Below are 12003 nucleotides of genomic sequence, written 5' to 3' on the forward strand. Positions count from 1 at the left end.
ACGGGACAGAGGGGGAGACGCGGCCGGTGCGGCCGCGCGGCTCCGGACTCGGCGCCAAGGCACTTCCACGTGCCCATACGACGCGCGGCGGGGGTGCGGGTTGTCCTGTCCGCTGCGATCCTAACGAGCACGACGGCGGAATCGCGCACTCGCGGCGCCGGATTTGCACGATCGTTCCGCCTAAGGATACCGGTGGGGCATGTTTCGTTCGCGTGAAGTTCCCGCCGGGGCACGGTTGGGCGTGCGCAGCGATACGCCGCCGGCGCCCGGCTCCTTGCCCCGCGGGGCGGGGGGTGATGGTGTCGTCCCGATGCGCGGGAGCGCTAAAGTCACACTGAATTCGTAGGAAATCGGGGCGGCGGCGCCGGCCCGGGGCGGATGTCCACCGAGGAGAGGAGCGCACGACGATGGCGAGACGAGGGGTGCCCCCATGGTCGCGGCGCCGGTTCCTCCAGGCGTCGGGCATCGGTGCGGCGGCCCTGGTCGCGGCGGCCTGCGGCGGCAACACCGGCCGCGGCGGCGGCGCCGCCGGAACGCTCACCCAGTGGTACCACCAGTACGGCGAGGACGGCGTGGAGGAGGCCGTGAAGCGCTACGCCGCCGCCTACGACAAGGCCGAGGTCAGCGTCCAGTGGACGCCCGGCAACTACGACACCAAGCTGCTCTCGGCCCTCCAGGGCAGCGCGCCGCCCGACGTGTTCGAGTACCAGACGAAGGCCGACCTCGTGCGCGCCGGGCAGCTCGAACCCCTCGACGACATCATCAAGGACGTCAAGGACGACTTCTCCGCGGCGTCGCTCGCCTCGCACACCTTCGAGGGGTCCGTCTACGGCATTCCACAGGCTGTGGACACCCAGGTGCTCGTGTACCGCAAGAGCCTGCTCGACGACGCCGGTCTCGAACCGCCGAAGACCTTCGAGGCCCTCGTCGACGCGGCCGAGGCCCTGACCAAGGGCGACCGCAAGGGGCTGTTCCTCGGCAACAACGGCGGCGCCGACGTCCTCGGCCCGGTCCCGCTGTTCTCCGCCGGCCTGGGCTACGTCACCGACGACCACAAGGTCGGCTTCGACGACCCGGCGGCGGCCAAGGCGTTCGGCGGCCTGCACACGCTCTTCGAGAGCGACGCGCTGCTGCTCGGCGCGCCCACCGACTGGTCGGACCCCTCCGCGCTGCTCCAGGAGCTCACCGCCATGCAGTGGACAGGGCTCTGGGCGCTGCCGCAGATCGAGGCGGAGTTCGGCGACGACTTCGGCGTGCTGCCGTGGCCCAAGCTCACCGACGACGGCGCCGCGTCGGTCCCCGTCGGCGCGTTCGGCGCCATGGTCTACGCCAAGGGGGAGCAGGCCGACGCAGCCCGCGACTTCGTCAAGTGGCTGTGGATCGACAAGACCGACTACCAGGAGGACTTCAACCTGGGCTACGGCTTCCACATCCCGCCGCGCACGACGATCGCCGCCAAGGCCGACAAGCTCTCGTCCGGCCCGGCGGCCGACGTCGTGGGCTTTGTCGAGGAACTGGGCCGCCCGAGTACCCCGCCGGAGTGGACCCCCGCCATGGACAGCGCCTACAAGGACGCGCTGTCCAACATCATCAAGAGCGGGAAGAAGCCCGAGACCGAGCTGAAGACCGCGGCGGAGACCGTGCAGCGCGAGCTCGACAAGCTGTTCGGCTAGCGGTGGCGGCGGAACGGGACCCGGCTGCGCGGCCGACGGCGCTCCGCCGGATCGGCATGCTCCTCGACCGCCCCGCGTGGGCGTTCTGGCTGTTCGCGGGGCCGTTCGTCATCGGGCTGGGCGTGTTCAGCTACATCCCCATCCTGTGGAGCGTCTACCTCAGCTTCTTCGAGGCCAGGAACACGGTCGCGCCGACCGAGTTCGTCGGGTTGCGCAACTACGCGCAGATGCTGACCTCGCCGGCGTTCCTCGACAGCCTGCTCACGTTCACCCTGTTCGCGCTGTTCATCGTGCCGACGACGTTCGCCTGCTCGCTGGCACTGGCGCTGCTGGTGAACCAGGCCCGCTGGGCGCAGCCGCTGCTGCGCTCGGTGTACTTCCTGCCGGCGGCGTGCTCCTACGTGGTGGCCGCGCTCATCTGGAAGCTGTCCATCTTCAACGGGGTCCGGTTCGGCCTGGCGAACACCGTGCTCGGCTGGTTCGGCGGCGACACCGTCGCCTGGCTGTCGGTCACCGACCCGCCCTGGTACTGGCTGGTGCTGGTCACGCTGCGGCTCTGGCTCCAGGTGGGCTTCTACATGCTGATCTTCCTCGCCGGGCTCCAGCGGATCCCCAAGGTCCTCTACGAGGCGGCCTACGTCGACGGCGCGCGGAAGGGCTGGACGACGCTGCGCCACATCACGCTGCCGCAGCTGCGCACCACCTCCGCCGCTGTGCTGCTGCTCAACCTGGTGGCCGCCTACCAGGCGTTCGACGAGTTCTACAACGTCCTCGGCAGCGACGGCGCCTACCCGCCCTACGCCCGCCCGCCCCTGGTGTTCCTGTATTACACGGCGCTGGGCTCCGGGCAGGACTTCGGCCGCGGCACCGCGGGCGCGGTCATCCTCGCCCTGCTCATCGCGATCGTCACCCTGATCCAGGGGCGGTTGCTCGGATTCGGACGGGACCGCACGTGAGCACCTCCGACGCGAACCCGGCGCGGCGGGCGGCGCGCGGCACGGGCACCGCCGCGCAGCGGTCCGCCGAGCACCGGCGGCGCCGCACCCGCACCCTCGCCGCCGGCGTGGTGCTGTACATCGTGCTGGTGGCGGTCGCGGCGGTCTTCCTGCTGCCGTACTACCTCATCGCGCGCAACGGGCTCTCGACCCCTGCGGAGATCACGTCGCCCGAGTGGACCCTGTTCCCCGCTGCGCTGCAATGGGGCAACATCGCCGAGCTGTTCACCGGGGCCGGGTCGCAGATGGCGACCGGACTGCGGAACTCGGCGGTGGTGGCGGTCCTCCAGACCGGGGGCCAGCTCCTGGTGTGCTCGCTGGCGGGCTATGCGCTCGCGCGCATCCCCTACCGCCACGCCGACGCCGTGTTCTACGCGATCGTCGCCACGCTGATGATCCCCGCCGCCGTGACGTTCGTGCCGACCTTCGTGATGGTCTCCTCACTGGGCTGGGTGAGCAGCCTGCGCGGCCTGGTCGTCCCCATGCTGTTCAGCGGGTTCACCGCGTTCCTGTTCCGGCAGTTCTTCCTGAACTTCCCGCGTGAGCTGGAGGACGCCGCCCGGGTCGACGGCCTCGGGTACTGGGGGACGTACTGGCGGGTGGTGGTGCCCAACTCGCTCCAGTTCTTCGCCGCCATCGGGCTCATCACGTTCATCGGGAGCTGGAACGCGTTCCTGTGGCCGCTGGTCATCGCGCAGGACTCCCAGGCGTGGACGGTGCAGATCGTGCTGTCGACCTATCTGACCGCGCAGACCATCGAGCTCCAGGAGCTGTTCGCCGCGGCGATGGTGTCGGTCGCGCCGCTGGTGCTGGTGTTCCTGTTCTTCCAGCGCTACATCGTCCAAGGGGTCACGGAGACCGGGATCAAGGGCTGAGCACCCGGCGGCCCGTCGGCGCCGCCGGGCAGCGGGTGCGGGCCCCTGGCGCCGGGAGCGGCATTCCTCTGTGTGATCGCCGCTGGTCGTTCCCGTGATCAACGGGAGCGCTCCCAAAAGCCGTCGAAACCCCCTTGTGGCAGGAACGACGATTAAGTAAAGTCCCTTTCCAATACTAAGGGTGACGATTCGTTATTTTCCGTCATCAGTGCATGCCGGGTCTCTCGCCCTCGGGCGCCGATGTCCGACCGGCAGGGTCGGCGGCGGTCGCGGACGCGGACCGGGTCATGTCCCTCCCCCCCAAGGGCATCGGCCGGACCCGTGTCACCCCGTTGCGGTCGCCCGACCGCGCGCCGGTCCGCTGCCGACGCCCGGATCGGATGCGCACATGTTGAACACGGCACCCCGACGACCCCGCCGCACCCGCACCCGCGTGCTGCGAACCGCCGCCGTCGCCTCCGCGACGGCAATGGCCGCCGCCGCACTCGCCTACGGCATCCCCGGCGGCGGACCAGGGACCGCATCGGCCGAACCCGCGGCGAACGCCGCGGCGGACCCCTCGGCGAAGGCGCTGGTGTGGTCCGACGAGTTCAACGCCGACGCCGGGACCGCCCCCGACGGCTCGAAATGGAACATCGAGGTCAACGGCGACGGCGGCGGCAACAACGAGCGCCAGTACTACACCGACTCCAGAGACAACCTCGCCCACGACGGCGCGGGCAACATGGTCATCACGGCGCGCAAGGACGACTCCGGCGCCCACCAGTGCCACTACGGCACCTGCCAGTACACCTCGGGCCGGATGAACACCGCCGGGAAGTTCACCCAGGAGTACGGCCGGTTCGAGGCCCGCATCAAGATCCCGACCGGTAAGGGCGTCTGGCCGGCGTTCTGGATGCTCGGCGACGACTTCGGCGACGTCGGCTGGCCGGCGAGCGGCGAGATCGACATCATGGAGAACGTCGGCCATGAGCCGGCCACCGTGCACGGGACCCTGCACGGGCCGGGGTACTCCGGCGGCAACGGGATCACCGGCTCCTACAACCACCCGCAGGGCTGGGCGTTCACCGACACCTTCCACGACTTCGCGGTGGAGTGGAGCCCCGAGAAGATCACCTGGTTCGTCGACGGCGTCGCCTACCAGAGCTTCACCCCCGCCGACACCGGCGGCAACCCGTGGGTCTACGACCACCCGTTCTTCCTGATCCTCAACGTCGCGGTGGGCGGAGCCTGGCCGGGCGACCCCGACGGCTCGACGTCCTTCCCGCAGGAGATGAAGATCGACTACGTGCGGGTCTACGACCTCGGCTGAGTCCGGGCGCCCTCCACGGGCGGGCGGCCCTGCCGGGGGCATCGGGCGGTACCGGTGCGGCGACCCCGCACCGGTACCGCCCGGCGCGGGGACGCGCGCCGGATCAGTGGTGCGACCTGCCCCAGACCCCTGCGGTCAGGTAGACCCCCGCCACGGCGATCAGGATCTGCACGACGAGCACGATGAGCCACATCGTGGTGAAGAACGCCGCGACCCAGCCGCCCAGGAACGCCGCGACGATCCCGATGACGATGGTCAGCCAGATCGGGATCTGCTGCTTGCCGGGGATGATGAGCCGGGCGATGGCACCGATGATCAGGCCGACCACGAGCGCGCTGATAATCCCGGTGATCTCCATGTCCGCACCTCCTTGAGGATGAACTGCCGACACCCTCGATATGCCCCGGCGCGCGCCGATCACGCATTCCGGCCCCGCCGTCGCCGCCCTGACCGGCGCACTTTGATCAGGATCGAAAGGTGTGGCGGCGCGCGCCCGCCGCACGTGATGATGGGGGCGCGCGTACGGGCACGGTCCGACCGGCGCCCGCCCCGAACGAGGGAGGGCGGCGTGGGCGGCGATGGGGACGCCGCCCGGCCGGTCAGACCTGCCAGTCCGGGGACTTCGTGTTCAACAGCTCTCGGCCGGGTCTGGTGATCGTGTGCAGCACGTTCTGCCGGTCGCGGGTACTCACGATGAGCCCGGCGTCGCGCAGGATCCGGGTGTGGTGGCTCACCACGCTGTCGGAGACCGCGAGCCGTGCGGCCAGCTCGGATGTCGTGAGTCCGAGTGCCACCGCGTCGAGGACGGCGGCGCGGGTGGCGCCCAGCAGCGCGGTGAGTACCCTCCCGGCGTCCGCGGCACCGCCCCTGCGCGCCCGGACCATCCCGTTGTGCAGGGGGTAGACCAGCACCGGCGGCAGTCCGGGGTCGGCCAGCGCCACCGGGTGCTTCCAGCAGAAGTACGAGGGCACCAGGCGCAGGCCGCGGCCGTTCAGGTGCAGATCCGACTCGACCGGGTAGGCGGCGCTCAGCACCGGGGGCTCCCAGCGCATCAGCGGCTCGAAGGAGCTCAGGAGCCCGTGGGTCCAGCCGTCGAGGATGGCGCGGGAGCGGCGTACCCGGTCGGAGTCGACGTCGGCGCGGATGTCCTCCCAGTACGGGGCGATGGCGACGTCGTGATAGCTCCGCATGGCCGCGCGCAGGTCCTCGCGCGGGCGGCGCTCGCCCGAGGCGAGCCCCTTGGCCCAGGTCGGGACCTCGCGGTAGCGGGCCAGCTTGCCGATCTCGTGGTCGAGGCGGGCCGGCGGGGTCGCCGAGATGGCGTCGAGCGCGGCGTCGAACCCGTGCCGGGCCTCGTCGGGGGTGAGGAAGTCGGGGAAGTACGCCGAGAACGGGGCGATGGGCAGCAGGGTCGTGCGAACGGTGTCGGCAAGGCCCCGCCTGGGGACCTCCCGGCGCGCCTCGTCGAACCAGTCGAGCACCACGGCGCGCCCGCGCCGGGTCTGGAACCGGTGCAGGCTCACCACCAGCTCCCACATGGGGTCGGGCTCGGAGGCGACGCGCAGCCGGGCGATGTCCTCAGGTCCGAAGTGGATTCGCAGCATCACCGGCTCCCGTCCAGTCGACGGCGGACCTGGCGGCCGCGCCCCGCACCCGTCACTCGGCGGATGCGGCGGGCGACCGTCCGCACGGGTGTTGGACGCACCGGGGCGGTACCCGGATCGCCGATGCGGGGTGGTGGCACGAACCGGCCACCACCCGGAGTCACCGATTGTGCCCCGGAACACCGGGGCGCGGAAGGCCCGGGATCCCGGCGTTCCCGGGCCTGCCGGCCCCGCGTGCACGGGACCGGCAGGCCGGGGACGGCGCCCGCTCCACGCGCGCGGCCCTGATGGCGGGACGCGGCGGGGGCGGGGCCGGCCGCTCAGCCGGCCGTTCCGGTGCTCCGCTCCGGGTACCGGGTGCGGAGCAGCCCCCGGCACCAGTCGGCGTTGCCCTCGATGCTGAGGCGGGTGGTGCGGGCGATCCGCAGCCGGATCGGGAGTTCCGCCGCAGTGAGCGGGGTGCCGTCGTCGCCGAGCAGCAGCGGCGCACCGTCGCCGTCGGGCAGGCCCAGGTCGGCGCGCCTGCGGCGGAGCCGGTCGAGGCCGGCCCGGTCGACCCGGCCGGCGAGGTCGCCCAGCCGCAGCCGCACCAGTTCGGCGTGGTCGGAACCGGCGGTGAGCAGGCCGAACGCGAGGAGTTCCTGGCAGGCGGCGTGCGCCTTGCGCCAGAAGGTGCGGCGCAGGTCGTCCAGGCCGTCGCGGCCGTCCGCCGCCGTTTCGGGGAACGCGGCGCCGAACCCGCCGCCCGCCGCGACGCCGCTGGTGATCTCCGCGGCGGCGAAGTGGTCGATGAGCCGCACCCGGGCGGCCGCGACGCCGGGGAGGGCGCGCAGCGCGTCGTGGGCGTCGGCGACCATGAGGAAGGCGAAGTTCGGCGCGCAGAAATAGGTGGGCAGCCGCAGCTCCGCGGTCACGGCGCCGGTACGGTCGAGGTCGACGGACGCGACGAAGCCGAGGTCGGTGATCGGTTCGTCGAGTTCGGGGTCGCGCACCGTCGCCAGCGCCTGCCATACGGCGGTGATCGGGACGGGCGGCCCGGCCCCGGCGGTCACCGCTGCACCGCTTCGTTGCGCTCGGCGGCGACCGTGGGCGGGCCGAGGGGTTCGGGGGTCGCGGGGCCGAGTCCGGCCGGCACCTCGATGTCGTAGAGGCGGGCGGCGTTCAGGCCGAGGATCCGGCGCTTGATGTCGGGGGTCAGCGTGCCGTACTCGCCCTGGAGGTCCTCGGGGATCTGGAAGTCGACAAAGGCCTCGACCAGCCACTTCGGGGTCCAGATGGCGTAGTCGCTGGCGAACGTGATGCGGGTGTCGTCCAGCCAGTACAGCAGTTCGCCGATGATCCGCGCGAAGTAGCGCGGCCGCGTGTGGATGAACGGCATGGCCACGGCGAGCCCGCCGTAGACGTTGGGCTCCTGGGTGGCGATCCAGCAGAAGTCCTCCAGCCGGGGCAGGCCGACGTGTTCCACGATGAAGTTCAGTTCGGGGAACGCCGAGGCGGCGTCGTCCACGTCGGCGACGTCGAAGGCGTCGCGGTTCAACGGGTAGATGGTCGGGCCCTTGTGCACGTGGATGTTGCTGATGCCCAGCTCCTGGCATTTCTCCAGGTAGCGGTAGGACCACGGGTCGGAGAGCAGCCACCCTTTGGAGTCGCCCTTCCACTCGGCCGTGTAGAGCTTGACCCCCTTGAGCCGCCAGCGCTCGGCGAGGCGTTCCAGCGCGGCCAGCCCGGCCTCGCCGTCGCGCGGGTCGAACGCCCCGTTGACGATGAACCGGTCGGGGTGCTTCTCGGCGAGCACGCCGTCCTGCTCGGTGGTGTTGAACCCGTTGACGAAGAAGTCGGTCAGGTAGGTGGGTTGGAAGATCGCCTTGTCGACGTGGCCGACCTCGAAGAGGTCGTGCAGGATGTCCGCCTCGCTCTGCCGCTGGAAGTGCGCGAGGTCCCACGTGGCGTGCTCGGGGCTGAGGTTGCGGTGGTAGTCGTAGAAGCAGTTGATGAAGCCCGTGCCGTAGCGGTTCGCCTGGTTGGCGGGGGTGCCGTCCCAGAAGTGGATGTGTCCGTCGACGATGAAGTAGCGCTCGCCGTCCTTCTCGTACATTTCGGCCTCCGTGGCGCACGAGGGGATTCGCGGAAGAGGTGGAGGAGGCGGGTGGCCCGGCGTCAGCGCTTCACGGGTTCCAGGATGGCGCGCCCGCCGGGCAGGCGGCCGGCGTCGAGGTCGGCGAGCGCGTCGAGCGCCGCGTCGAGCGGGTAGCTCTTGGTGCGCAGCCGCACCTTCCCCTGGGCCGCGAGGGTCATGAGTTCGTCCAGGTCGTTGTAGGAGCCGACCAGGTTGCCGATGACGCTGATCTCGCGCGAGATGACGTCGATCGTGGGGATGTCGACCCGGCCGCCGTAGCCGATGACGAAGTAGCTGCCGGCGTCGCGGGTCATGGCCACGCCGTCGGCCTCGGTGCCCTGCTCGCCGACGAAGTCGAGGACGACGTTCGCGCCGCTGCCCCCGGTGATGTCGCGGACCGCGTCGACGTGCGCGCCGTCGGCCGCGACCGTGTGCCGCGCCCCCAGTTCGGCCGCGAGGTGCAGGGCGTCCTCGGAGCGGTCGACAACGGTGATGTCGGCGGGGGTGAGGGCCGCGAGCGACTGGAGTCCGATGTGGCCCAGGCCGCCGGCGCCGATCAGGACCACGTGCGCACCCGGGTACAGCAGCGGGGCGGCCTTGCGGACGGCGTGGTAGGCGGTGAGCCCGGCGTCGGCGAGCGCGGCGACCTCGGCGGGCGCGAGTCCGGCCGCGAGTTTGACGCAGGCGCGGGCGTTGGTGACCATGCGCTCGGCCATGCCGCCGTCGCGGTTGATGCCGGGGAACTTGGAGTCGGCGCAGTGGACGTCGTCGCCCGCGCGGCAGGCGCGGCAGAGCCCGCAGGTGACGAACGGGTGCAGGATCACGGTGTCGCCCGCGGCGACGTTGGTCACCGCGGACCCGGTGGCGAGCACGGTCCCGGCGTTCTCGTGGCCGATCGTGTACGGCAGCCGCACCCCGCTCTTCTCGGCCCACTGCCCTTCGATGATGTGCAGGTCGGTGCGGCACACTCCGGCGGCGTTCACTTCGACCAGCACGTCCATCGGCCCGTGGACCTCGGGTTCGGCGATGTCGTCGATGGACGGGGGGCGGTGGTACCCGTGGACCCGTACGGCACGCATGCGGCCTCCTTGGTGTGAGCTGCCTCACTCCATTTTCGACCATGCGGGCCGCGGCGGCCAAGGGGCGCCGCCCCCTATCGGCGCACCGCGGACGACAGTGCTGCCGCTGCCGCCGTGCGCCGCCGCGCGGGTCACACGTGGATGGCGAGCTTGAACTCGGCGAAGTCCAGGTTCACGCCGGATCCGGAGTTGTGCCGCACCATGACCGACACCGGGGTGCCGACCTTGACGAACATGCCCCACGTCTTGGCGAGGTACTGGCCGCCGGGTGTCGGGGCGTGGTCCTGGGTGCAGGTGGAGTCGTGGCCGGTCGACAGGTCGAGCGGGTCGCGGACGAAGCGGTCGCGCACCTCGTTGTAGCCGCCGTCGGGCCAGAACAGCATCGCGTAGAGGTCGGCCCAGCCGTCGGCCGAGGGCCAGATGAGGCCCGCGCGGGGGTGGCCGTCGGTGGCGGTCTCGCCGTCGGGCTGGGCGGGGTCGTGCATCCCGTGCTCGTCGTAGGACTCGGTGCCGAACGGGAAGCGCACGACGGTGTACGCCTCGCCCGCGGGGATGAGCTGCGGGCCGGTGGTGATGAGGGAACAGACCTGGGGGGCGGCCATGACGACTCCGATCGCTCGACGCGGCGGATCCCCGGTGTGCGGGCCGGGGCCCTGCGCCCAGGCTATGAGACGGGGCCGCCGGTGCGCCGGGAATCGCCGGATAAACCGGTCGGCCGCGTCCGGGCGGCACGGCGGCGCCCCGCGGCCCGGCGGTGTGACGACGCGCGGGCGCCGCCCCGGGCAATGGGGCGGCGCCCGCGGACGCAGAGGGGCGGTTACGCGGAGCCGTGCGGCGAGCCGGGCGAGCCCGGCTTGTCGGTGGTGTCGGGCTCGCCGAGCGCGCTCTCCTTCAACCACTCGTCCCAGGGGCGCTGCCAGTAGCCCCAGCCGTTGTCGACCTCAAGGTCGCGGGTGGTGCCGGTGACGATGTAGGGGTCGCCGATCAGGGTGTTCTCGTAGAACCACTTGGAGTCCTGGAGGTTCATGTTGGTGCAGCCGTGGCTCACGTTGTCGGAGCCCAGCGACGGGTTGCCCGCGGAGGTGTGCGCGAACTCGCCGCTGTTGGAGAACCGGACGGCGTAGGCGACGGTCAGGCTGTAGGCGCCGGGGCTGCCCTCGGGGATGCCGATGGTGGCGGAGTCCATCTTGTAGTTGGTGTGCCGCTCCATGGTGACGTGCGTACCGCTGGTGGTGCGGAATTCCGGCTTGGTGCCGTCGCCGTTGCTGATGGGGAAGTCCTTGATCTCCTTGCCGTCGCGCTCGACGACCATGCGGTGGGACTTGTTGCTCACCGTGCTGATCTGGGAGCGGCCCACCTCGAACGCGAGCCGGTAGTTGCGCAGCCCGTAGACGCCCTTGGCGGCGGGCACCCCTGCGAGGTGCATGTCGACGGTGACCTTCTGGTTCGGCTCCCAGTACTCCTTGGGGCGGAACACGGCGGTCTTGTCGTCGAACCAGTTCCAGGCGCCGACGGCGGGCTTCTCCGAGGTCACGTTCATCGCGGCCTCGACCTTCTCCTTGTTCTCCACGGGGAGGTCGAAGTTCACGATGACCGGCATGCCCACGCCGACCTCGTCGCCGCTCGACGGGAAGTTCGACTCCAGTTCCAGGCGCTTGCCCTCGGTGGCGGGCAGGGTCGAGAAGGAGCTCTCGACCTTCTCGGCGCCGCCGCCGGTGGCGATGTCGGCCCGGACCGTGACCTTGGCGCCGGGGGTGAGCGTCCAGTCGCTGGTCCAGGTGGTCTTGTCCTTGTTCAGGGAACCGGTGATCTCGTCGGCGGGGTTGTCCTTCTTCTTCTCCTCGCCGGAGCCGTCCTCGGCGTCCTCAGGGGGGACCACCTCGACCTCGACGTCCTTGACCGTGCCGTCGGCGGCCTTGACCGTGATGGGCAGGTCGGGCCGGACCTCGGTGGCGCCGTCCTTCGGTGCGATGACGGCGGCGGGCGCGTCCTCGCCGCCGCCGGTACCCCCGCCCCCGCCGCCACCGGTGCATGCGCTCGCGAGGAGCACGACGGCCCCGGCGAGGACCGCGATCCGCAACGCCGACGTGGGTCTGGGGGGCTTGCTCGGCATGGTGTACCTCCGAAGGCTCAGGCCGCGACCGGTGCGGCGGGACGGGGCGGGCACCGTGCTGATCCTGAGCGAGACCGCTGGAAACCTGTGCGTTCCGCTTTTGGGGAGGAAGCGGGCGTATATGGCAAGTCTAGGTCGGAAACGGGCATGCCGGGGCCCGCAGGGCCGATGTGGCCGGGACCGGATACTCAGCCGGGGCGAGTATCCGTACGGATGTGCCGCCCCCTGTGCCGCGG

The 12003-nt window shown here is 71.2% G+C and carries 11 protein-coding genes; 4 read left to right on the forward strand and 7 right to left on the reverse strand.

The genetic code is table 11. The features are described from left to right. Window positions 1-407 precede the first annotated feature (407 nt). The 4 genes from CLV63_RS30085 to CLV63_RS30100 all read left to right on the forward strand — a co-directional run bounded on the left by CLV63_RS30085 (window position 408) and on the right by CLV63_RS30100 (window position 4855). A complete protein-coding gene (locus tag CLV63_RS30085; protein ID WP_106586630.1) occupies window positions 408-1673 on the forward strand; it encodes an ABC transporter substrate-binding protein in 1266 nt (421 codons plus the stop codon). Between the two features lie 56 nt (window positions 1674-1729). Next, the gene (locus tag CLV63_RS30090; RefSeq protein ID WP_106586669.1) at window positions 1730-2629 is read left to right on the forward strand and encodes a carbohydrate ABC transporter permease; all 900 of its coding nucleotides are present in this window, start codon (window positions 1730-1732) and stop codon (window positions 2627-2629) included. Further along, window positions 2626-3543: a carbohydrate ABC transporter permease gene (locus tag CLV63_RS30095; RefSeq protein ID WP_245929196.1), complete on the forward strand. Its 918-nt coding sequence runs from the start codon at window positions 2626-2628 to the stop codon at window positions 3541-3543. The genes CLV63_RS30090 and CLV63_RS30095 overlap by 4 nt, the downstream gene beginning before the upstream one ends. A 388-nt stretch (window positions 3544-3931) precedes the next feature. Next, a complete protein-coding gene (locus CLV63_RS30100) occupies window positions 3932-4855 on the forward strand; it encodes a glycoside hydrolase family 16 protein (protein ID WP_170134381.1) in 924 nt (307 codons plus the stop codon). A 103-nt stretch (window positions 4856-4958) separates the two neighbouring features. Here the strand turns inward: CLV63_RS30100 and CLV63_RS30105 are convergent, their stop codons facing one another. From CLV63_RS30105 to CLV63_RS30135, 7 genes are all read right to left on the reverse strand, one after another. Then, complete coding sequence (locus CLV63_RS30105; protein WP_106586631.1) at window positions 4959-5213, reverse strand: GlsB/YeaQ/YmgE family stress response membrane protein; 255 nt, start codon at window positions 5211-5213, stop codon at window positions 4959-4961. A 241-nt stretch (window positions 5214-5454) separates the two neighbouring features. Continuing rightward, window positions 5455-6459 (reverse strand): ArsR/SmtB family transcription factor, encoded by a 1005-nt coding sequence (locus CLV63_RS30110; RefSeq protein WP_106586632.1) that lies wholly within the window; start codon window positions 6457-6459, stop codon window positions 5455-5457. Between the two features lie 320 nt (window positions 6460-6779). Continuing rightward, entirely contained in the window at window positions 6780-7511 is a 732-nt protein-coding gene (locus CLV63_RS30115) for a metal-sulfur cluster assembly factor (protein ID WP_106586633.1), read from the reverse strand. Continuing rightward, entirely contained in the window at window positions 7508-8554 is a 1047-nt protein-coding gene (locus tag CLV63_RS30120; RefSeq protein ID WP_106586634.1) for an amidohydrolase family protein, read from the reverse strand. Before CLV63_RS30120 ends, CLV63_RS30115 begins: the two co-directional genes overlap by 4 nt. 62 nt (window positions 8555-8616) lie before the next feature. Next, window positions 8617-9654 (reverse strand): NAD(P)-dependent alcohol dehydrogenase, encoded by a 1038-nt coding sequence (locus CLV63_RS30125; protein ID WP_106586635.1) that lies wholly within the window; start codon window positions 9652-9654, stop codon window positions 8617-8619. Window positions 9655-9785: 131 nt separating this feature from the next. Continuing rightward, the gene (locus tag CLV63_RS30130) at window positions 9786-10256 is read right to left on the reverse strand and encodes a hypothetical protein (protein WP_106586636.1); all 471 of its coding nucleotides are present in this window, start codon (window positions 10254-10256) and stop codon (window positions 9786-9788) included. 215 nt (window positions 10257-10471) lie between these two features. Beyond that, window positions 10472-11767: a L,D-transpeptidase gene (locus CLV63_RS30135; RefSeq protein ID WP_106586637.1), complete on the reverse strand. Its 1296-nt coding sequence runs from the start codon at window positions 11765-11767 to the stop codon at window positions 10472-10474. Between the last annotated feature and the right edge of the window lie 236 nt (window positions 11768-12003).

This window comes from Murinocardiopsis flavida (assembly GCF_003014485.1).
GTDB classification, from domain to species: Bacteria; Actinomycetota; Actinomycetes; order Streptosporangiales; family Streptosporangiaceae; genus Murinocardiopsis; species Murinocardiopsis flavida.